This window comes from Halorussus limi (assembly GCF_023238205.1).
Lineage (GTDB): Archaea > Halobacteriota > Halobacteria > Halobacteriales > Haladaptataceae > Halorussus > Halorussus limi.
On record NZ_CP096661.1, the window covers coordinates 288,768 to 311,372 of the forward strand.

The following is a 22,605-nucleotide window of genomic DNA, read 5'->3' on the forward strand; positions in this document are numbered from 1 at the left end:
GCTGTCAGTGGTCGAGTCGTGCGAAGCGCCCCAGTGACGCCGCCCGCAGAGAGTAGTACCTTTATGTGGCTTCTCGAAAAGCACAGGCCAACAGATGTCCGGGCCGCAGAAGCGAGCGGAGAGTCGCACGGAACTTCCCATCGAGCGCGGGTTCCCGGTAGAACGCGTCAACGAAATCGCCGAGAAGGAGGGCCGAGCGAAACAGTACTACCGGCCGATATACACGATGCACAAGTGGTGGGCGCGGCGTCCGGGGTGTCTCTTTCGGGCCATCTCGCTCTACTCGCTCCTCGACGACCGGACCGACGCCGACGACGTCGAAGTGTACGAACCGGGCGAGAATCGGCGACTCGACGACGAGGGCCTCGACGGGGCCGACATCGCGGAGGCGATTAGCGAGGTGGACATGGGGAACCCCGAGTCGCTCTGGGAGTTCTACTCGAAGGACGTTCGCGTCAAGGACAAGAAGATTCTCGACCCGTTCATGGGCGGCGGCACCTCGCTCGTGGAGGCGTCGCGGTTCGGCGCGGAGACGGCGGGCGTGGACCTGAACCCGGTTGCGTGGTTCGTCACGAAGAAGGAACTCGAAGCGGGCCAGACTGACGTCGGAGAGTTGGAGGCGGCGTACGAACGAGTTCGGGACGACGTGGCCGACGAGATTCGCGAGTACTACCGGACGCCCTGCCCGAACGGCGACCACGAGGCCGACGTGGTGAACAACTTCTGGGTGAAGGAACTCGACTGCGTCTCCTGCGGCCACGCGACGCCACTCTTCAAGAACTACCGCGTGGCGAAGGGGCGCTACGAGAACGACGACCAGTACCACGTCCACTGTCCGGACTGCGGGGGAGTCACGCTGGTCGACGACTGGCGGGAGCAACAGGAGTGTCCCGACTGTCCCAACGTCTGGACCCCCGAGGAGGGGACCGTCGGCCGGGGCTACTACGTCTGTCCGGAGTGCGGGCAGAAGGCCTCTATCGCCGACGCGACGGCGTCGCAAGGGTCATCCGACCGCCGCCTCTACGCCGTCGAGTACTACTGCGAGGTGTGTGACGACGAGGGCCGCGAGAAGAGCGTCCACAAGGGGTACAAGCGAGCGGATAGCTTCGACACGTCGCTCGCAGACGAGGCGGAGCGGCGGTGGCGCGACAGCGACGAGTTGTCCGAGTACGTCCCCGACGAGGCGATTCCGGAGGGTTACGAGACCGTCGACCGCCGGCCGCTGTTCGACCACGGTTACGAGGAGTGGACCGACATGTTCCTACCGCGTCAGTTACTCGGACTCTCCATCCTGCTGCGACGAATCGTCGAGGTGGACGACCGGGACGCGAGGGAGTTCCTCCTGCTGGCGTTCTGCGACTCGCTGATGTTCCAGAACACCTTCAGCATCTACAACCAGCAACGCAACAACGTGGAGGGGATATTCCGGATGAACTCCTTCGTCCCCCAGACCGACTTCGTGGAGAACAACGTCTGGGGCGCGAAGTTCGGCCGGGGGAACTTCCGGAACACGTGGGAGAAGTTGCTCGACGGCGTCGAGTACGCCCGCGCTCCGACCGAACGGTACGTCGAGGACGGCGAGACGCGGAAGACCGACGAGTTCGCCCAAGCGATAGGGTCGGACTCAGAGGTGTCTCGGGGCGACATGCGAGCGATTACCGCAGAAGACGAGTACGACGCGGTCATCACCGACCCGCCGTACTACGACAACATCATGTACTCGGAGCTGTCGGACTACTTCTACGTCTGGCAGAAGATTCTGCTCGGAGACGAGTACCCCGGTTTCGACCGAGACAAAACCCCGAGAGCCGAATCAATCGTTACGAATCCCTACCTCGACAAGACCGCCGAGGACTTCGAACACGAGATGGGCCAAGCGCTGGAGGTCATCAATCGCGCGCTGAAAGACGACGGGATGCTCGCGTTCACCTACCACCACAGCGACGAGGAGTCGTGGGGCGAACTGCTGGAATCGCTCTGCGAGAACGGCTTCGAAGTGACCGCGGCCTATCCCATCAATTCGGACCTCAGCAAGTTCATCGAGGCCCGAGAAGCCGTCTCGTTCGACATCGTCATCGTCGCGCGACCGGTCGAGGAGCGGACCCCGATTTCGTGGAACTCGCTCCGGCGTCGCATCCACGAGACCGCCCGAGAGACTCGCGAGTCGCTGGCGGAGAACCGGGAACTGAAGAGCGGTGATATCGGCGTAATCGAGATGGGAAAGTGCTTCCTAGAGTACTCGAAGCACCACGGCGAAGTCCGGCGCGCCGGCGAGGAGATGGAGGCCAAAGAGGTCGTGGACGAAATCTACGGCATCGTTCAGGAGAACCGGGCGGACGAACAGGACGTGTACCTCGACCTGCTCGGAGCGGGGACGCCGACCCACGACGACCTGAGCGAACTCCTGGGGCGCTCTGACGCCTCCGAGGAGCAGCTGGAGGCGATGAAACTCGTCTCCGCGGACGGCGACTTCGGACTCTACGACTGGGGCGACGAACGCCGGCAGGCCTACGTTCGAGAGCGGGTCGAGACGGACGACGGCGACCTGACAGACCTCGACCGGGCGCACTTCCTGCGCTACCGGTACGAACGCGATAAATCGACCGCCGACTACCTCGACCGGTGGGACGCCGACGCGGTACAGGAACTCTGCGAGGGTCTCGCGGAGGCGACCGGCGACGAAACCTACCTCAAGATGCTCGGCGCCGACGAATCGCTCGCCGCTCTCTCCGACGAGTAGGGTGCGTCGCGTCGGCGGACGACCGGTCGGCGAACGTGCTCTCTCGTGGCCCGAACTGGTATCCGCGAGCGAGTCGGAAGGCGACGTATGAACGAAGACGGCGGAAAATCGAACCGACGCCGAGTCCTCCTCGCCGCCGCGGCGGTCGGGACGCTCGGCGGCGCCGCCTTCTGGTCGTGGCGCGAGCGAGCACCGCTCGCGCGGTCGTATCGGCGCTGGAAGCGCTCCTCGCAATCGGACCGCGACCGTCAGGGGCCGAACCCTGAGCGGAATCCCGGCACGGACCCCGTGTGAGCGCCCGGCCGTCGCGAGGGCGGCGGGTCGGCACGGCGTGGCCACAATATTTTCCCTCGTTCTCGGGGTACTGCCGGCATGGATACGGGGGGAAATTCCGGGGACGGTTCGCCGGTCGTCCGGGTCACGGTCGGCCGCGGCGGACCGCGAGGCGGCGCTCGACGGACGGACGACGACGCCGAGGAAGGCGAACTGGGTCGGCCCGAGCAGGGCCGAGCGATTCTCGACGTCGCTCGGGCCGCGACCGACCGGGCGACTGTACTCGAAGTCGGCTCTACCGGCGTTTCCGCGCTCGAACCGCTCGTTCTGGTCACGGTCGACGGGCGGACGGCCTACCATCCCCGTCCGTCGGCCGACCGGGCGCGCTCGCTCGCCGAGAACGCCGAGTCGGGTGACCTGAGCGCCGACGGAGCGAGGTGGGTCGTCGGACACGACGCGGACCCCGAGACGCTACCGACGCCGCCGGACGGACCGCTCGCGGTGGGCACGCGGCGCGTTCTCGGCGCGTGTGGCTGGACGGACCCCGAAGACGGCGACATCGAGGCGGGGGCGGCGTCGCTCGCTCGCGAGGACCCGGACGCCGCGTTCGAGCGACTCGCCGAGGTCGGCGTTCGCGGGCGGGGTCGTGGCGACGCGGGCCGAGACGCGCCGGTCGCCGACGAGTTAGAGACCGCCCGAGAAGCGCCGGGCGACCCGGTCGTGGTGGTGAACGCCAACGAGAGCGACCGCCGCAACGACACCGACCGCACCCTGCTCGGCGGGGCGCCCGCGACGGTTCTCGACGGGGCGCTCGCCGTCGCCGCCGTCGTCGGTGCCGACCCGAGCGACGTGGTGGTGTACTCCAACGAGGCCGACGACCTCGTCCGGAACCGGACCCGCCGGGCCGCGTCGGCGGTCGCCGGCGCGCTCGGCGCGACGAGCGCCGACGGTGCCGACCCTCCGCGAGTCGTCGCCGGAGCGGACGAGTACATCGCCGGAGAGGCGACCATGGCGCTCGAAGCGCTGGAGGGCAACGACCGACTGGAGGCCCGCCTCCGCCCGCCGGGGCCCGCCCGACACGGACTCTACGGCCGGCCGACGGTCGTCCACACGCCCCGGACGCTTGCGCAGGTGCGGCGCGCGCTCCTCAACCCCGACGCGTTCGACGCCGACGACGCCGACCCCGGAACGCGGACGTTCACGGTGACCGGCGACGTGGAGGCACCGGCGACCGTCGAACTGCCGACCGGCGGGTCGCTGGCCGAGGTCCGCGACGCCGTCAGTACGGTGGGGAGAGTCGAGATGGCGTGCGTCGGCGGCCAGTTCGGCGGGTTCACCCGGTCGCTCGACCACGGAGCGAGTTCGGTCGCGCTGACGGGCGCCGACCTCGGAACCGAGGGCGTGGTCGAACTGTTCGACGGGAGTCGGTGTCCCGTGGCGACCGCCGGGAAGCGCGCGCGGTTCGCCACCGAGGAGAACTGTGGCCGGTGTTTCCCCTGCCGTGAGGGGTCGAAACAGCTCCTCGACCTCCTGCGGGAGGTGTACGACGGGAGCTACGAGGACGACATGATACGCGAACTGATTCGCACCATGGGGAGTTCGAGCATCTGTTACTTCGGGCAGTCGGCCGCCCGGACCGTGGGGACGGCGGTCGACCGGTTCGAGACCGAGTTCGAGGCCCACGCCGACGGTCGCTGTCCCAGCGGCGTCTGTGAGGTGAACCAATGAGCAACGACGATAGCCCCGACACGACGAGCGACGACGGCAGTCCCGGCCCGACAGAGTACAGTCCGACCGAGGCGACGCCCGGCGTCCCCGACGTCGAGGACCCCCGGTCGGACACGCCGCTGACCGAGGACTTCCGCACGGGGACGGCGAACGACCCCGAGGTCGGCGTCGAGGGAGACGGGATGACGACGGTGACCGTCGACGGCGAACCCGTCGCCGTCCCGCCGGGGTCGACGCTCGTCGAGGCCATCGAGACGGTCGACACCGAGGACGACGTTCCCGCGCTGTGTTACTACGACCGGGACACCGAGCAGGCCGACCAAATCGGGCCGCGGGGGACGTGTCGAACCTGCATGGTCGAGACCGACGAACACGGCGTGGTCCCGGCCTGTAGTTTCCCGGCCGAGGACGGACTCGACGTGCGAACCGACGCGACGGACGCGGCGGAGGCGCGGGACGTGAACCTCGACCTCGTCCTCGCGAACCACAACCTGCGGTGTACGACCTGCGGCCAGAACGGCCGGTGCGAACTTCAGGACACGTCCATCGAACACGGCGTCAACGAACCGCGGTACGGGGTGTTCGACGAGCGAGACGAGTACGCGCCGATAGACGACACGTCGGTCATCCAGATAGACCGCAACAAGTGCATCCTCTGCAATCGGTGCGTCGAGGCGTGCAACGACGTGCAGAACGCCGGCGTCCTCCGCATGTCGGGGAAGGGCGACGAGATTCACGTCGACTTCCAGAAACCCGAGGCCGAGACGATGGCGGAGTCGACCTGTATCTCGTGCGGGCACTGCGTCACCGTCTGCCCGACGGGGTCGCTGGTCGAGGACGGTCTCACCGACGCGACGACCATCCCGCTCCCCGGGTTCACCCAGAAGAACTCCATCGGGGCGGTGCAGGAGAGCGCTCCCGTCGAGACGGCCGACACGTCCGACGAACCGAATCGCGACGTTCCCGACACCGACCGCGGGAGCGACTCTGCGCGGACGGACGGCGACGAGCGGTCGGGCGTCGCGCGGTTCATGGAGAAGGCCAAGCGGCAGGCCACGGAGGCGTCCGGGCGGGCGGCGGACGGCGCGCTCGAACGCGTCGAACACGCCGCCGAGAGCGTCGCCGAGAAGTCGCTGACCGTCGGCCAACTGTTCGACGCCGCGGAGGTCGTCAGCACCGGGCGAAAGCGCGACATCACCGTGGCGGACACGACCTGCACCTACTGCGGGGTCGGATGCCGGTTCGACCTCTACGGGAAGGACGGGGAGGTCCTCGGCGTCCGACCGGCCGACCCCGACCAGACGCCCGCGAACGACTTCTCGACCTGCGTGAAGGGGAAGTTCGGCTACGATTTCGTGGACTCAGACGAGCGACTCACGACGCCCCTCGTGAAGGAGGACGGGGAGTTCCGCGAGGCGTCGTGGGACGAGGCGCTCGACGTGGTCGCCGAGCGACTGACCGAGATTCGCGACGAACACGGGTCGGAGTCGCTGGCGGTCACGTCCTCCTCGAAGGCGACCAACGAGGAGAACTTCCTCGCCCAGAAGTTCGCCCGGCAGGTGCTGGGAACGCCCCACGTCGACAACTGCACGCGGCTCTGTCACTCCTCTACCGTCGCCGCGCTGAAGGAGACGGTGGGGTACGGCGCGATGACCAACCGCATCAACGAGGACATCGGCGAGACCGACTGCTATCTCGTCACCGGGTCGAACACGACCGAGAGCCACCCGGTGCTGGCGACCCGAATCGTCCAGAACGTTCGAGACGGCGCGGACCTGTTCGTGTTCGACCCGCGGGAGACGACGATGGCCGAACACGCCGACCAGTACACTCGGACGAAGCCGGGCGCGGACATCGCGTGGCTCAACGGGATGATGCGCCACATCATCGAGGAGGACCGCTACGACGCGGAGTTCGTCGAGGAGCGCACCAAACACTTCGACGAGTTGAAGGAGACCGTCGAACCGTACACGCCGGAGGTGGTCGAGGAGGTGACGGACGTGTCGCCCGCCGAACTACGGAACGCGGCCGAGACCATCGCGGACGCCGACACCTGCGTCTACGGGTGGGCGATGGGGCTGACCCAGCACTCTCACGGGACGCGGAACGCGCTCGCCGTCGCCAATCTGGCGCTGCTCTGTGGCCACCTCGGCAAGCCTCGCTCCGGACTCTCCCCGTTCCGAGGCCAGAACAACGTGCAGGGCGGCGGCGGTGACATGGGACCGATTCCCAACACCCTCCCCGGCTACCAGTCGGTCGAGGACGACGAAGTCCTCGACAAGTTCGAGGAGGCGTGGGGCGTCCGCCCGCCGGACGAGGTCGGACTCCGCATCACCGAGATGTTCAGCGCCATCCCGGGCGTCGAGAAGACCGTCTCCGGCGGCGACGCCGACGACGCGTACGGCGGAGACGACTCAGGCGGGGGAGATTCGGAAACCAGCGATTCGGGCAGCGACGACTCCGGCGGAGGAGAACAGGAACGTGGCACCGACGACCCGAGCGCCGACGAGGGCTACACGCCCGACAACACCGACCTGCACGGGATGTACATCGTCGGCGAGAACCCCGCGGTGTCGGAACCGGACCTCGAACACGCCGGCGAAGCGCTGGCGGCGCTCGACTTCCTCGTCGTGCAGGAACTGTTCATGACCGAAACGGCCAAGCACGCGGACGTGGTGTTGCCCGCCGCGTCCATGGCCGAGAAGTACGGCACGGTCACGAACACCGAGCGGCGGGTCCAACTCGTCCGCCCGGCAGTCGAGTCGCCGGGCGAGGCGCGGACGGACGCCGCCATCCTGCAGGACCTCGCCGGGCGACTCGGGTTCGAGTGGGAGTACGGGAGTCCCGCCGACGTGATGGACGAGATAAACGACCTGACGCCCATCTACGGCGGCGTCACGTACGACCGTCTGGAGGAGAAAGAGAACGGCCTCCAGTGGCCGTGCTGGGACGAGGACCACCCCGGCACGCCGTACCTCTACGACGAGGAGTTCAACTTCGACGACGGACTGGCGCGGTTCGTCCCGTCGGAGTTGCCCGACGAGCGACTGCCCGCCGGGACCGAGGCGTACCCGTTCACACTGACCACCGGACGCGTCCTCTATCACTGGCACACGGGATCGATGACCCGGCGAGTGCGAACGTCGATGCAACACGTGCCCGAGAGCTTCGTCACCGTCCACCCGGAGGCGGCCGAGCGACTCGGCGTCGCCGACGGCGAGTACGTCCGCGTCGAGTCCGAGCAGGGCGACATCGTCGTGCGGGCGAACGTCGAGGAGACGTCGGGTCCCGACGTGTTGTTCATCCCGATGCACTTCGTCCACGGCGCGGTCAACAGACTGACCAAGGAGGAGTTCGACCCGACGAGCAAGATTCCCCAGTACAAGGTGACGAACGTCCGCGTCCGGCCGCTCGGGGGCGACCCCGACGAGGAACCGACGTCGCCGGACGAGTTAGCCGCCGGCGAGTCGGACACGCTGGCGGGCGACGACTGAGCGCTCGCGCCCCGTCCGCCTCAGAGGACGCGAAAGACTCGAACCGTGTCGCGCTTGCCGGGTTCGCAGAGGAGTTGGGCGACGTTCAACTCCGAGAACTCCCGCTTCCAGTTGCGGTGGTAGAGCGGGAAGTCGCCGTGGACGCAACTCACTTCAGCGCCCTCGCGTCCGCGCTCGGGGCTGTTGCCCTCGTTCTCGGCGGTTATCAGCAGGTCGGCGCTGACGCGGGCCAACTCCTCGAACACCCCGGCGTTCTCCGGAGGGACGTGCTGAAGGGTCTCGACCGAGTAGACCACGTCGAACGCGTCGTCGGGGAACTCCGGGACCAACTCCTCGATTGCGCCGGCGTGGAACGTCCCCGTCTCGGCAAGTCGGGGGTAGTGGTCGGCCATCACGTCGAACGAGTCGTCGTTGATGTCGATGCCGGTGAGGTTCTCGTACCCCTCGTCCAGCAGGTTCGCGAGGTGCCGCCCGGAGCTACAGCCGACTTCGAGAATCGCGGCGTCCCTCGACACGTAGTGGTCGAGGACCGCGGCGAGGGTCTCGCTCACTTCGTTCTGCCCGATGTCGGCGTAGTACGACGGCGAGAACTCCTCCGACCGGTCGGCCCAGTACCGGCGTCCGTCCTCGGGTTCCAGTTCGTCCGGTTCCATGCGCGACGTTACTAGGTCAGCAAGTAAAGAGTACGCGGAGTCGGGCGGACGGCGTCGCCGCGTTCGCCGCGGGTCGGAGCGACGAGTGACGCTATCTGGGACGCATCCGCGCATTTTCGGAGGAAAACGGATTATCGAGGCGTTTCGACTGCCCGCTACGCCGTGGTCTCCGTCGTCGCGGTTGCGGTTTCCGTCGCGGTTTCGGTGGTCGTTGCGGTCGTGGTCGCAGTTTCGGTCGCCGTAGTCGTCTCGGTCGTCGTTGCGGTGGTGGCAGTTTCGGTCGTCGTCTGGGTGGTCGTTGCAGTAGTCGTCTCAGTCGTCGTTTCGGTGGTCGACGCCGTCGTTTCTGTCGTCGAGGTTTCTGTCGTGGTAGTCGCCGTCTCGGTGGTCGTTATGGTCGTAGTAGTCGCCGTTTCGGTGGTCGTTTCCGTGGTCTGCGTCGGATTCTCGGTCGTCGTCGCGGTTTCCCCGGTGGTCGTCTCGCTGGTCGTCGTTTCGGTGGTCTCCTCGGTCGTCGCGTCCGACCCGTCGGAATCGTCCGAACCGTCCGAGTCGCCGGACCCACCGGGGTCGTCCGACCTAGACTCCGTCGTCGTGGTCGTCGCATCCTTGACCGTCGTCCCGTCGGTCGTCGTGCTGTTCGGAACCGGCGTCGCGGAGTCCGGGGGTGTCGTCGCGGCGGCGGTGGTCTCCGTCGCGGCCGCGTCGGTCGTCGGCGCGGCCTCGCTCGCCGCGTTGGGTTCGGGCGTCTGCGTGGTCAGGGGCACGTCCGCGCCCTCACCGTCGTCGCCGACCGGCACGGGGACCCCCGTGAGCGCCGAACTCACGCCGACGGCGACCAGCACCACGCCCGCGACCAGCAAGACGCGCTGGAACGTCTCGACCGCGTCGCGGCCCGAGGAGTATCTGAGTCGATGTTCGAGCGCCTCGGCCCGGGGTCCCACGACCGGGAGCGACGACGCGACCTGCAACACCTCCGTGAGGTCGAGCGCGCCGGTCACGAGCGCGAGGGTGGCAAAGATGGCCGCGCCGCCGACCGGGACGACGGCGAGCGCGAGGGTCGGCGAGGCGACGGCCCGTGAGAGCGCGACGACCAGCGCGCCGCCCACCGTGACCGTGACACCGCCCCGAAGCAGGCGGGCGTCGGCCAGCGGGTCGAAGCCGAGGCCGCGGGCGCTCCAGACGTGGAGGAAGAACATCGAACCGTAACTCACGCTGGTCGCTACGGCCGCGCCGTGCATCCCGTAGCGGCCGATGAGGACCCAGTTCAGGACGACGTTGGCGAGCGCCGCGGCCCCCGTGGCGGCGATGAGTCGCCCGAGGTCGCCCTTCGCCTGCCCGACTGCGAGGATGGGCCGCGCGACGGCGAACCCGACCGCGCCGGGCAAGAGCAGGTAGAGGGGCGTCAGCGAGGCGACGTACTCGTCGGGCCAGAGCATCGGCACCGCGACGGGGGCCAGCGACCCGATGCCGACCGCGAGCAGGGCGGTGAACAGCAGGCTGAACCGCGTTATCTTGGCGGTCATGTGGCTGATGCGCTCGCGGTCGCCCTGCGACCAGAGCTTCGACGTGGAGTGGAGTAGGACCGTCTGGAGCGCCATCGGCGCGACCCAGAGGAACTCCGCGAGGACGAGCGCGACCTTGTAGAACGCGGTGGCCGGACCGTCCACCAGCACCCGAATCATCATCACGTCCACGTGGTAGAGCGACATCAGGAGCGCCACCAGTACGACGCTCATGCCGTTGAACGACAGGAGTTCGCGCCGGGGGAACGACCGCGGCGCGAGGCGCATCGACTCGACTATCGACACCTGCCGAGCGACGAATCCGAACCCCAGCAGCGCCGACACCGAACTCCCGACGATGTGGCCCGCCAGCACGCCCTCGACGCCGTAGCCGAGCGAAGCGAGCGCGAGCGCGGCCCCCACGAACGTCAGGCGGTTCGTCACCCGGACGAGTTCTGCGGAGGGTTCGAGACCGAACCCCATCAGCGTCCGTCGGGCGTACGACCGGAACTGGGCGGCCACGACGAGGCCGCCCAGGAGGTAGAAGTAGCGCCGGAACTCCCCGCCCTCGACCAGTCGCGCCAGCAGGGCCGACCGGGCGAACCACGCCATCGCGCCCGCGCCGAGCAGTCCGAGCAGGACCGCGAGTCGGAAGTAGAAGCCGACGACGCGCTCGTGCCACGCCGAGTCGGCGCGCTCCTCGCCGAGGAACTTCTGGACGCCGTCGGTCACGCCCGAACTGACGAATATCATGAAGATGGAGAACACCGACAGCAGGAAGCTGTAGTCGCCGTACGCGGCCTCGCCGAGGAGTCTGGCCAACAGCGGTGACGAGAAGATGCCGACGGCTAACACGACGATTTTCGTGCCGAGTACGGACGCGAAGCCGCGGGCGATGCCGTCGCTCATGTGAATCTCGTCGGTCGGTTTCGGGGTCGGCCTCGCCGGTCAGCACCGCGGCGAGGTCGCGGTACGCCTGCCCGGCGAGGCGGTCGGTCGCGACGCTCCACTATCGGTCCCGGTCCACCACCGCTCCGGGCGGCGTGGTCGCGCCGGGCGAGAGGCGGACGCCGGGGTCGATGCTGGTGTCGATTCCGGTCCGGGCGTCGTCGCCCGCGACCGCGCCGAACTTCCGGCGGCCGGTCGAGACGCGCTTACCCTTGACCGTCAGTTTCACCGCCTCGTCGTCGTGTCGCAGGTTCGCCGTCACGGTTCCCGCACCGAAGTTGACGCGCTTGCCGAGGACGCTATCGCCGACGTAGCTCAGGTGGCCGACCGTCGCGCCCTCGCGGAGGACGCTGTTCTTGATTTCGACCGCGTGACCGACGTGAGCGTCCGGGCCGACGACGGTCCGACCGCGGACGTAGGCGTTCGGCCCGACCGTCGCGCCGGACCGGACGATAGCCGGACCCTCTATCACGACGCCGGACTTCACGGTCGCGCCCTCCTCGACCGCGACCGGTCCGTCGAGGGTCGCCCCTTCGCTGACATCGCCCTCAACGCGGGTCGAGACGTCGCCGAGTCGCCGCTCGTTGGCTTCGAGCAGCTCCCACGGGCGGCCCACGTCGAGCCAGTCGCCGAGTTCGACCGGCGTCACGTCGTACTCCGCGACCACGCGGTCCAGCACGTCCGTCAGTTCGTACTCGCCGCGCTCGCTCCGGGAGACGCCGAGCCAATCGGTCGTCTCCGCGGGGAAGACGTAGGCGCCGGCGTTGGCGAGGTCGGTCGGCGGGTCGGCCGGTTTCTCCGCGATGTCGGTGACGCTCCCGCCCTCGGTCGTGAGGACGCCGTAGTTCGACGGGTCGTCGGCCCGGAACGCGCCGACCGTGGGGCCCGACTCGAACAGGGTTTCGAGGCTCTCGGGGTCGTAGAGGTTGTCGCCGTTCAGCACCGCGAACTCGCCGTCGAGGTGCGGACTCGCGGCCCGGACCGCGTCGGCGGTGCCGGTCTGGTCGGTCTGCTCGGCGTACGTGACGGGGACCCCGGCGTACTCCGCGCCGAAGTAGTCCCGGACCTGTCGCGCCCCGTAGCCGACGACCACCACGAGTTCGTCCGCTCCGGCCCGAATCGCGGCGTCGGCGACGTGGGCGACCAGCGGGCGGTCGACGACCGGGAGCATCGGTTTCGCGGTGTCGTCGGTCAGGGGCCGCATGCGCGTACCCTTCCCGGCGGCGAGGATGGTTGCCTGCATTCTACCCCTCGATTGCGCCACGAGGGGGTTTACTATTCGGCGGTTAAGCCGCCGGAACGCGACGAGAGCGGCCGCGAATCGCCGCCGGCCGCCGCGAGTCTCATCCCGGTCGCTCTCGAACTCCCTGGGACCGCACCAACCGTCCCGATTTCGGAATCCGGGAATCGACCGCGTTCGGACGCGAGAGACCTTACTAGACGCATAATTATGCACGCGTCCGTGCTACTCGGCAGGTAATGGGAAGCGAATCAACGACGCACGAACCGCCGGTAGACGAAGAGCGCGCTCCGGGGTCGCTCGGCACTCGGGTCTGCTTGGCGCTGGCGGAGGAGGAGAACGTCCATCCGTGGGAGTCGCCGCCGCTGTACGACGTTCTCGACCCGAGCGTGCTGGAGGCGCTCGACGGACAGGAGAACGAGGCGTGGCGACTCGCGTTCGAGGCCGGAACCCACACCGTCGTCGTCACCGGCGACGGCGACGTTACGGTGGACGGCACCCGCTTCACCGACCGGGACTTCCGGGAGGCGCTGGACTCGCTCGACGAGGAGCGGCGCGCCGAGCGACCGCGGATTCGATAGCTTCGTCAGACCGCGTCGCCGTCGGCGACCGCTCGTGCGGCCGACGCGATGCGCTCGCGTTCGGCGCGGGCCTCCCGCCAGTCGGCGACCAACTCCGAACCGAGTTCCCGGAGGTCGGGGTCGTCGCACTCGGTCGTCTCGCCGCGTTCGAGGTCGTAGAGTTCGTCGTCGCCGGGCCGCCAGACGTACTTCCAGTTCTCTCCGCGGACCGCGACCGTCGGCATCCGATTGTGCGAGAAGACGTGGGTGTCGAGCGCGTCCTCGTACTCGTCGCCGCGCGCGAGCGAGGGCAGTAGGTCGGGCAGGTTCCGGAGCGAGAAGGGCTTCTCGACCCGGCCCTCGGGACCGCCGGCGACGACCAGCGGCACGTCCACCAGTTCCTCGTAGAGGTCCCGGCCGTGGCCGTACATGCCGTGGTCCCCGAACGCCTCGCCGTGGTCGCCGTGGACGACCAGCATCGGGTCGTCGGCGAGTTCGCGGGCCGCGCGACCGACGAACTCGTCGGTGTAGCGAATCGTGTCCTCGTAGGCGTCGGTCAGCACGTCGTGGAATCTCGGCGTGAGGCCGTCGCCGTTCCGGTCGGCGAACAGCGAGAGGTTGGCGGGGTAAGTCGCCAACCGCGAACGCGACCGGTAGTCCTTCGGCGGGAGGTACGGCAGGTGAGCGTCCACCAGAAACACCCAGAGGAAGTACGGGTCGTCGGCCGACTCGGTCCACGCGACGATGTCGTCGTAGAACGCCTCCCACGACATGAACATGTCCTGTCCCTGCCACCAGTTGATGGCCTTCACGGCCAGCGACGACACCGGGTTGGTCTGCTCGCCGCCCTTCAGCAATCCCTCCGAGGCGTCGTCGTCCATGAAGTCCTCGAAGTGATCGAACCCCTTGTCGAAGCCGAAGTACCGCGAGGTCCACGGGTTCGCGGTGAAGGCGGCGGTCTCGTAGCCCATGCGCGAGAACCGGCGCGCCACCGTGTCGCGGGCCGACAGGTGGTCGCGGATGTGGGCCTTCATCGAGGCGCGGTCCGAACCCGTCGCGCCCTCGCGCTCGACCGGGAACTCGCCGGTCAGGAACGTGGTCGCCGAACCGTGCGTCGCGGGGGCGGGGGCGACGGCGTTCTCGAAGACCAGTCCGTCGGCCGCGAGTCGGTCGAGGTTCGGGGTGAGGTTCCCGTCGTGGCCCGCGAACCCGCAGTGGTCGGCTCGGACGCTGTCTATCGTGAGCAGAACGACGCTTTGCTGGTCGGACATGAGCCATCCAACGCGGACCGGGGCGATTATTATCTCGTCGCTAAACCCGTCTACGCCCTCTCTAAGCCCTGCGCTGGCCGAGCGAACTCGGCGCAACGATGGCTCCGACTTTTGTGGGCCGCGGCCGGTTGCTCGGACATGGGACCGACCGACCAGACGCCCCCGAAATCCGCCGAACAGTCCGATTCCGAATCCGCCGACGGGTCTTCGCCCGAGTCCGTCGACGGCCCTTCGCCCGAACCCACCCGACGCCTCGCGGTCCCCGACCGCCTCGTGAGTCGGGTCGAGCGGCGACTCGCGCGGACCGACTTCGACTCGCCCGAGGCATACGTTGCCTACGTCCTCGAAGAAGTGCTGGCGCAGGTCGAGTCCGAGGCAGGCGACGGCTACGACCGAGTGGACGGCGACGAGGTCGAAGACCGACTTCAGTCGCTCGGCTACCTCGACTGACCGGCCGGCGCTCTTCTACCGTTACTGTCCCGCGTCACACGCCGTTACAACTGCTCATCAGCGACCCGCCGGCGGAGCCGACTGAGGACTCGTCGACCAGTTCGACCGCCCGGTCGAACAGTTCGCCGGCGCGCGCCTCGGTCTCGGCCTCGGCGGTCACGCGGACCAGCGGTTGAGTTCCGCTCGCGCGGACGAGGAACCAACCGTCTTCGACTTCGACCCGGACCCCGTCGCGGGTGTCGAGGTCGTCGTACTCGTCGGCGAGCGCGTCGGCGGCGGCCTCCATCTTCGCGCGCTTGTCGTCGGTCCGGACGCTGGTCCGCTCGGTCGGGTAGGTCTCGACCGTCTCGACGAGTTCGCCGAGCGGTCCCTCCTCGCCGACGAGTTGGGCGAGTCGGCAGGCCGCCAGCGGGCCGTCGGGGCAGAACGTCTCGTCGGGCCATATCCACGCGCCGCTGGGTTCGCCGCCGAAGACGACGCCCTCCTCGCGCAGTCGCTCGGCCACGAAGCCGTCGCCGACCTTCGTCCGGGTCAGCGAGGCCCCGACCGACGCCAGCGCGTCGTCCACCGCGAGGCTGGTGTTCAGCGGCGCGGCGACCTGCGTCCCCTCCTCGGCGTAGCGCCGCCCGAACAGCGCCAACAGCACGTCGCCCGGGACGAACTCGCCGTCTTCGGTGACGGCCATCGTTCGGTCGGCGTCGCCGTCGTGAGCGACCCCGAAGTCGGCGTCGCTTCCCGCGACGACGGCCCGGAGGTCACGACAGTGGTCTGCAGTCGGTTCGCTCGGGCGACCCGAGAGTCTGCCGTCGCGCTCGCCGTTCAGCGTCGTGACCGAACAGCCGAGGTCCCGGAGCGCGTCGGCGGTCAGGACGCCCGGCCCGTTGCCCGCGTCCACGACCACCGAGAGGTCGGCGTCGAGGTCGGTCGCCTCGCGGAGCGCGGCCCGGTGGTTCTCCGCCAAGTCGGGCGCGGCGATTTCGCTGCCCAACTCGCTGGACGACCGGGGCGCGAACGTCCCGTCGGCCACGCGGTCGGCGACGGCGTCGCGCTTCGACCGGTCGAACGCCCGCGAGGTCACGTCCCAGAGCTTCAGACCGTTGTCCTTCGGCGGGTTGTGGCTGGCGGTCACTTCGACCCCGGCGTCGCCGTTGACCTGCCAGACGCTCCGAGCGAGCGTCGGCGTGGCGACGACCCCCGCCCGGACCGCGTCGGCCCCGCAGTCACGCAGGCCCGCGCTGACCGCGTCGGCGAGGAGTTTGCCGCTCTCGCGGGCGTCCCGGCCGACGACGACCCGGTCGTGGCCCTCCGACGCCAAGGCCCGACCCACGTCGAACGCCAACTGCGCGGTCACTTTCTGGCCGACTTCGCCGCGGATGCCGCTGGTTCCGAACATGGAAACTCCGCCGCGGGCGACGACACTGACTATGCGCTCGATAATTCTGTCGGGCGGGCGTCACCGGCCCGGCAGGCCGCCGGACCGCCGGGTCGAATCGGCCGCGCGACTTCACCGGAGTCGCCGACAGTTCCCGCACGGCGAGAGGCCACGCTCTTTCGCCCGGCCGAGCGTGACCACGTCGAGTTCGTCGGCGTCCGCGTTGCGGTGGCACCCGCACCGCGGTTGCCCGTTCGTGAGGTCGTGGTAGGCGTAGGTGTTGGCTCCGCTCCGGCCGAACACGCCGACCGGCGTGTCGTCGCCGCGCGTGTCGGCGCGGGCGCGCCGGTCGCGCTCGGCCCGGTTCGGCGGGTTCTGGCTCGGTTTATCGGTGTCACATCGATGGTTCCCGGTGCGCGCGAGGTAGCGACCGCAGTCCGGGCACCGCTGGAACGCGTCGGACTCCGCGACCAGTTCGGGTATCGGTTTCGAGTCCCCCATACCGGACCTTCGTCGCCCGCGGCTTTCGTTATACACCTGCTACGAGTCCGCGCGGACCGGCGGTCTCGGGGGCCGCGTCGCGGGAACCGGAGCGCGTTAGCCGGCGTTTAGCCGGAGTTATCGCCCGCATAGGAAGGTGGGTGGCGGGCCTCGTCCCAATCGGGGCGTCTCCCACCGAGCGCTCCCGAGGAGGTGAGACGACACGCGCGGACGCATCCCGGACCATCTACTCGCCGGCGGACGGCGTCGGGACACCCTGCGCCCCGCCACCGGGCGCACCCCCGAGGTCGGCGGGAGTGGCCCCGGACGGGGCGATTTCTGTCCGTCGGCAAGCGTCACCCGTGTCGTCCGACTCCGTTTTCCGCGCAGTTCACTTTTCACCGAGGAGGACCGTCCCTCGTCGTGAAGCGACTCGTTTTTGTCGGGGATGACTTGTCATACGCGCACGTCCGGTAGACGCGTGGCGGAAGGAGCGCGGAAGTCGGCGAGAAGAACGACGTTCACGGCGCGTCGACGCCATGCATCCGGAGATGCCCTCCACTCCGAAACGACGACCGAGGGTCGCGACCCACGACCGTCGGCGGTTGGCGGGCGGCGGTCGTCGGAAAACGGAGACGAACAGAGAGAGAAAGAGAGCGAAAAAAGAGCGCACACCCGGCGCGGACGGGCCCCGCGAGTTACTCGTCGTCGTTCCGGTCGAACGCGTCCCCGGCGAACTCGCCCCGGACGCTGGCCGCGACCAGCGCGACGACGGTCATCGCGGCGATGGCGATTCCCGCCCCGCTCGGGACCGGCGCGTTCGGGAGCGCCGCGAAGAGACTGGCCAGCAGCGCGAGACCGAAGCCCGCGCCGCCGACGTGGAGCGGCGACCACTCGCGGCCCGAGGCCTCGTCGTCCCGGTCCAGAGCGTCGCCGCCGGCGTCGGTCGCGCGGCGCTCGGGCGCGTCGTCCTCGCGCATCGACGGTTCCCCGTCGAGGTAGCGGTCGAAGGCGTCGGTGCGGTCGGTGCGCTCCACGATGCCCCGGTTCTGCTGGTACTCGATGATGCCCTCCTCGTCCAGTTTCGGGAGATGGGACTGGTAGAGCGCGATGTAGACGCGCTGGCGCTCTTGGGATTTGAGCGCCGCGACCGTGGTGTCGTGTTCGACGGCCGCTATCTTCTCGGTGATGTCGGTCATCTTGACCGGCGTGTCGTGTTCCTGCAGATACTTGAGGACGAGCCGACGCCGGCGACACTGGAGCAGGTGGAAGATGTCGTCTCGCGTCAGTTCGTCGTCGGTCTCGGTCGCTTCGGCCGTGGCGTCGGTCGTGTCGATCGATTCGACCGGTTCCTTGCTTACAGACATGGGCGGTCTAAGCCAGCATTACCAGTCCGGGTGTTAATACCGGGAGCATCGTTACTACTGTTATCGAGAGTTCGAGCGCTGTTGCGGCCAATTTCCGGCTGTTACGTCGGATTCACACCGGGAATAGCGACGGTCGGTAGGCGGAGGGCCGGACGAGTTTGGATTTCGTAGTCCGCTCTCCGGACCGGCGTCGCCGACGGTCGGCGAGTCGGCGCGTTCGGCGCTGATGCGGACGAGCGCGCGGAGTCTCCGCCGCACGTCGCCCGAAACGGCCGTTCCGACGCTTCGAAACAGTGAGCAGGACCCGTGAAACAGACAGCTAAACGACCGAAACTGACGGTCGGTCCGTCGAAACCGAGGGTCAGTCGACCAAAACGGGTGGTCAATCCGCCGAAGCGAGCGTTCGAGCGCAGAAACGGCTACTGTGGCAGGGGTCTCGCGCGGGTTCGAGCGGTCGCGCCGCTATCCGACCGCGGGGAGTCGGGTCGGCTGACTCGCCTGCCGTGGGAGACGCGCCAGACCGTCCGAGTCGTGGGCGCGCGGAGTCGTTCGCGACATCTGGGGGCGCAGGGCGACTCCGGCCGAGAGCGCCCGACGCCGACTGGTTACTGCCCGGTCGGAGTCGCGGTCAACCCGCCCGTGCCGCCGGACGGCGGGACCTCTCTGGGCAGGGCGGGGTCCGGAACCGCCCCGTCAAGACAGATGAGGTTCTCGCGGCCGATCTGAACCTTGGTGACTGCCCCGTCGTCGTCCATCGCGGAGAGTCGCCTGCTGACCTTCGCCTTCGACCACCCGGTCGCCTCCACGATTTCGCTCTGGCGCATCCGGCCGGACTCGGCCCGGAGCATGCGCCGGACGAGTTCCGCGTCCGAGACGAGTTCCGCCTCGGCCGCGGCGGCGACTTCGACCGCGGTTCGGTCGGCGGCGTCGGCCGGGGCGTCAGCGCCAGTCCGACCCACAGCGGCGCCGCTGTCGGCGGTGTCGGTCCGGTCTCCGACGTCAGCTTCGTCGCCGGTCGCGGCAGGAAGCGTCGAGGCGTCGCGGGGCGCGACCCCGTCGGACCTCGACGCAGGCACGTCAGCGCTGGTGGCAGTCTCGGCGGGATTCACGTTCGCGCCGGGGGAACTCCGCGACTTCGCGGACGCGCCGCGCTGGAACCGACTCGGCACGGCGCGCGCGATGCGAGGCCCGAGCGAGGGCCAGTCCCACCGAGTCAGGAAGACCGTGAGACCGACGCCCGCCCAGAACCCGAGGACGCCGCCGGTTATCCACGCCGGAGACAGCGAGTCATGGGGGCTGACGCCCAGTTTGACCTCGGTCTGGTCGCTCAGGAAGTCGCCGTCGGTGTCGGTATCGAGCGGGCCGGTTCCGAAGCGTTCGACCTCGGTCTGGTCGTTCAAGCCGTCGCCGTCGCTGTCGGCCGCGGTCGGGTCAGTCCCGACCTCGTGTTCTTCGCCGTCGAGGAGACCGTCGTCGTCGGAGTCGGGGTCGGTCGGGTCGATGTCGCCCTGCAACTCCGCGTCGTCTTGGACGCCGTCAGTGTCGGTGTCGGTGGCGAGCGGATCGGTGCCCGCTTCGAGTTCCGTGAAGTCCGAGAGACCGTCGCCGTCCGTATCGACGGCGGTCGGGTCGGTGTCGCGGTCGCGTTCTTCGTCGTCGGGAAGTCTGTCTCCGTCGGTGTCAACCAGCGTCGGGTCGGTGCCCGCGGCGACCTCCGTCCGGTCGCCGATTCCGTCGCCGTCGGTGTCGCCGCCGTTCGGGTCGGTCGAGTAGTTCCCCACCTCCGGGCCGTCGTTCAGGCCGTCGCCGTCGCTGTCAGCGGCGGTCGGGTCGGTTCCCCCCTCGATTTCGGCGGGGTCGGCGAGTCCGTCGCCGTCCGTGTCGGTCGCTCCGACGCCGGTCCCGGCCGCGAGTTCGCGCCGGTTGGTCAGGCCGTCGCGGTCGATATCTCCCGACTTCTCGGCGAGTCCGACCACGGCGGTGTCGAGAGTCGCGTTGGTCGTCGCGTTCCGCAGAGTGAGCGTCGCCCGCGTCGCGTCGGCCGAGAACGTGCCGTTCGGCGCGACGGAGACGACGCTGGCGTTCGTGCCGACGACCGTGGCGTTCGACGGGTCGCCGGTCGCGTTCACCGAGAAGCGCTCGCAGGCGGCCGCCGTTCGGTTCGCCCCGGAGTCGGTAGAGAGACAGAGCGTGTAGGCTCCGGAGGTGTCGATAGCGAGGTCAGCGTCGAATCGCCGGACGCTCGACCGCCAGACGTACGGCGTTCCGTCGACTGACGCGAACTGGTCTCCCGAAATCGCGACGCTCGTCACGTTAGGCACCGACGCCGTCGTGGAAATCGGCGCGGCGTCTCTCGCGACGGTCTTCTTCGCCGGGTGGGAGTGGGTGACCGTTCCGCTCGCCGCTGCGACGTGGGGGAGCAGTCCCGCCGAGAGGAGGAGTAGCACCGCACCGACGACTCCTCCCCGGGTAATTTTCTTGTTCATGGCTAGTTGTCGTGAGACACCCATTCTACAAGTATATAGCTTACGACCAGTAAATCAGACATTCGTCTAACTATATCACCTTATTTAATACCTCTCAAAATTTATGGATTCGGCGAGTTCGTTTTACTGCTCGTCATGCGCGAGTCAGACGCACCTCTTCTCGCTTTCATAACGAAAATTACCCGTTTAGACACCCGCTAAATTCGGCCGACCCGCCGTGAGAGCCAGAGACCCCCGTTTGGACAAACGTTCAATTTTCTACGTCCGAATCTCTCCCCCGAGATAGTCCCCTCGAAAACCGGACATTAGCCGATTGCTAAGGTCTCAACGTCACGTTCGACACTTGGCAACGACACCGGAATCTCACCGGAAAATTCGCGACCGACGGCCACTTATAAGAAATTTTATATAATTAAGATTATCGCCGGGCCGAATTCGGTCAGGTCGCGCCGACTATTCTATCGAACAGAGCCGGATACTCCCGGAGTTTCGCGCGACCGACCAGCGCGTAGAGGTACGCCTCCAGTCGCTCGCGCCAGCGCGGTCGCTGATAGCTCCCGCCGAACCCGACTTTGGCGACTTGGAGGTCTTCGACCGCCCGGCGGACCTGTCGCGTGAGCAACGGCGGCGGGTTCGACCCGACCACCGACCGGTAGACCGAGCGCGCACGGCGCTTCTCGGCGAGCGCGCGGCCCGAGTCGAACCCGGTGTCTCCGCGCTCGACCGCGAGGTGTTCCACCGCGAAGTCGTGGGCGCGTCGCTGTGCGAGTCCTTTCGACAGTTGGACCGCGCGATAAACGAGCAGGTCTTCGCCCTCCCCCGAACCGAACCGGAAGTCCCAGTCGAAACACCACCGCGCGAGGCGCGAGCGAGCGAACTCGTACGGCCCGTATCTCTCGTCGTCGTCTTCGTCGAGGAACTGCGACCGGATCTCATCGCGCGTCGGGAACGAGTCGATGCCCGCGTCGAACTCCTCGGCGACGCCCCGGAGGTGGTCGGCGTAGCGCGTGGCGGAGTCGCTCACCGTCTCCGCGAGGAGGTCGCGGTACCGCTCGGCGTTCCGGAGATGGCATTTCCCCTGCAGGATCTGGGAAGTGATGGACCCGACGGTCCGGGCGTCGAACTTCGAGCTATCGGGACCGTTCTCGTCGTCCATACCGTCCTGGGCCGCGTCCAGTTCGCCCCAATCGAAGTTCAGTCGGGCGGAGACGAGTTCGCGCTCGATTCGGTAGTACCACGCCAAGTCGCGGCCGGGGTCGGCGGTCGGGTACGGCTTCAGGTCGTCGGCGACGCGCCGACAGCGGTCGAGGAGGCGCCCGGCGCGGTCGGCGAGCGACGGGAGTTCGACCCGTCCGAGTTTCGCGCGAGCGAACCCGAGGTCTTCGCCGGCGAACTGTATCCCGTACGTCGCGTCGGAGAGCGCCTCGTGGTAGTTTCCGTTTCGGAGCGCCTTCCGGGCGTTTTCCAACCAGCCGCCGGCGCCGAGGAAGTCGTCGTCGGTCTCGATTCGCTTCCAGAGTCGCTGGCCTTCCGAGACGGTGTCTTCGAGGAGCGCGACCACTTCGCTGGCGTGGTCCTCGGTCACGGTCGGTCGCCACTGCTCGTTCACCTCGGGCGGCGTCGGGTACGCCTTCGTCGCCCAGTCGGTCAGCGCGTCGGGGAGGGCAGTCGGCACAGTCGCACCGACGGCGACGGTGGTGCCGCCGGCGACTCCGGCGAGGCCGCCGAGGAGTCGTCGTCTGCTGAGGGAGGTGGAGTCGGAGACCATTTAATGTCCGACACGTTGGAAGCGAACTTCAAAAACCGTCCGGAAACGTAGTGACTTCCGGGCGTCCTCGATCGCTGACCGGACCGAAGAGACCACCCCATTAGCCTAACTCCAAAACCTAACTGAGAAATATAACTGAACAGCCTAACCAAACAGTTCAACCTAGCAATTTAATTAGATAGCCCGGCTCTTCGGAGAGAAGTCATTTGTTCTCCGAATAGCCTCCCCGGACAGACTCATTGGTCAGTTCGTCTCAGAACCCTAATTCGA

General features: G+C 68.1%; 15 protein-coding genes. 6 read left to right on the top strand and 9 right to left on the bottom strand.

Annotation, left to right across the window (positions count from 1 at the left end):
* Window positions 1-94 precede the first annotated feature (94 nt).
* From M0R89_RS21555 to M0R89_RS21570, 4 genes are all read left to right on the top strand, one after another.
* Window positions 95-2,740: a DUF1156 domain-containing protein gene (locus M0R89_RS21555; RefSeq protein ID WP_248652813.1), complete on the top strand. Its 2,646-nt coding sequence runs from the start codon at window positions 95-97 to the stop codon at window positions 2,738-2,740.
* Between the two features lie 87 nt (window positions 2,741-2,827).
* Window positions 2,828-3,034 carry a hypothetical protein gene (locus M0R89_RS21560; protein ID WP_248652814.1) on the top strand — a complete coding sequence of 69 codons (207 nt, stop codon included), beginning with the start codon at window positions 2,828-2,830 and terminating at the stop codon, window positions 3,032-3,034.
* Window positions 3,035-3,112: 78 nt separating this feature from the next.
* Window positions 3,113-4,741, top strand: coding sequence for an NADH-ubiquinone oxidoreductase-F iron-sulfur binding region domain-containing protein (locus tag M0R89_RS21565; protein WP_248652815.1), 1,629 nt, complete (start codon window positions 3,113-3,115; stop codon window positions 4,739-4,741).
* On the top strand, window positions 4,738-8,235 hold the full coding sequence (locus M0R89_RS21570; protein WP_248652816.1) for a molybdopterin-dependent oxidoreductase: 3,498 nt from the start codon (window positions 4,738-4,740) through the stop codon (window positions 8,233-8,235). The genes M0R89_RS21565 and M0R89_RS21570 overlap by 4 nt, the downstream gene beginning before the upstream one ends.
* Window positions 8,236-8,255: 20 nt before the next feature.
* Here M0R89_RS21570 and M0R89_RS21575 read toward each other — a convergent pair whose 3' ends face one another.
* The 3 genes from M0R89_RS21575 to glmU form a co-directional block, all read right to left on the bottom strand.
* Window positions 8,256-8,888 (bottom strand): class I SAM-dependent methyltransferase, encoded by a 633-nt coding sequence (locus M0R89_RS21575; RefSeq protein ID WP_438267696.1) that lies wholly within the window; start codon window positions 8,886-8,888, stop codon window positions 8,256-8,258.
* A 155-nt stretch (window positions 8,889-9,043) separates the two neighbouring features.
* Window positions 9,044-11,302, bottom strand: coding sequence for a lipopolysaccharide biosynthesis protein (locus M0R89_RS21580; RefSeq protein ID WP_248652817.1), 2,259 nt, complete (start codon window positions 11,300-11,302; stop codon window positions 9,044-9,046).
* A 100-nt stretch (window positions 11,303-11,402) separates the two neighbouring features.
* Window positions 11,403-12,584, bottom strand: a complete 1,182-nt coding sequence (glmU, locus tag M0R89_RS21585) for a bifunctional sugar-1-phosphate nucleotidylyltransferase/acetyltransferase (protein ID WP_248652818.1) — start codon at window positions 12,582-12,584, stop codon at window positions 11,403-11,405.
* 236 nt (window positions 12,585-12,820) lie between these two features.
* On the opposite strand from glmU, the gene M0R89_RS21590 reads away from it, so the two are divergent.
* Window positions 12,821-13,162 carry a HalOD1 output domain-containing protein gene (locus M0R89_RS21590; RefSeq protein WP_248652819.1) on the top strand — a complete coding sequence of 114 codons (342 nt, stop codon included), beginning with the start codon at window positions 12,821-12,823 and terminating at the stop codon, window positions 13,160-13,162.
* A gap of 5 nt (window positions 13,163-13,167) precedes the next feature.
* Here M0R89_RS21590 and M0R89_RS21595 read toward each other — a convergent pair whose 3' ends face one another.
* Entirely contained in the window at window positions 13,168-14,412 is a 1,245-nt protein-coding gene (locus M0R89_RS21595) for a sulfatase (RefSeq protein WP_248652820.1), read from the bottom strand.
* A 138-nt stretch (window positions 14,413-14,550) separates the two neighbouring features.
* Here M0R89_RS21595 and M0R89_RS21600 point away from each other — a divergent pair, with 138 nt between their 5' ends.
* Window positions 14,551-14,862 (top strand): hypothetical protein, encoded by a 312-nt coding sequence (locus M0R89_RS21600; RefSeq protein WP_248652821.1) that lies wholly within the window; start codon window positions 14,551-14,553, stop codon window positions 14,860-14,862.
* Between the two features lie 34 nt (window positions 14,863-14,896).
* Here the strand turns inward: M0R89_RS21600 and glmM are convergent, their stop codons facing one another.
* From glmM to M0R89_RS21625, 5 genes are all read right to left on the bottom strand, one after another.
* The gene (gene glmM, locus M0R89_RS21605; protein WP_248652822.1) at window positions 14,897-16,255 is read right to left on the bottom strand and encodes a phosphoglucosamine mutase; all 1,359 of its coding nucleotides are present in this window, start codon (window positions 16,253-16,255) and stop codon (window positions 14,897-14,899) included.
* Window positions 16,256-16,366: 111 nt separating this feature from the next.
* Complete coding sequence (locus tag M0R89_RS21610) at window positions 16,367-16,735, bottom strand: hypothetical protein (RefSeq protein WP_248652823.1); 369 nt, start codon at window positions 16,733-16,735, stop codon at window positions 16,367-16,369.
* A gap of 677 nt (window positions 16,736-17,412) precedes the next feature.
* Complete coding sequence (locus M0R89_RS21615) at window positions 17,413-18,081, bottom strand: DUF7344 domain-containing protein (RefSeq protein ID WP_248652824.1); 669 nt, start codon at window positions 18,079-18,081, stop codon at window positions 17,413-17,415.
* A 605-nt stretch (window positions 18,082-18,686) separates the two neighbouring features.
* On the bottom strand, window positions 18,687-20,567 hold the full coding sequence (locus tag M0R89_RS21620) for a helix-turn-helix transcriptional regulator (RefSeq protein ID WP_248652825.1): 1,881 nt from the start codon (window positions 20,565-20,567) through the stop codon (window positions 18,687-18,689).
* A gap of 439 nt (window positions 20,568-21,006) precedes the next feature.
* Window positions 21,007-22,335 carry a hypothetical protein gene (locus M0R89_RS21625; RefSeq protein WP_248652826.1) on the bottom strand — a complete coding sequence of 443 codons (1,329 nt, stop codon included), beginning with the start codon at window positions 22,333-22,335 and terminating at the stop codon, window positions 21,007-21,009.
* Between the last annotated feature and the right edge of the window lie 270 nt (window positions 22,336-22,605).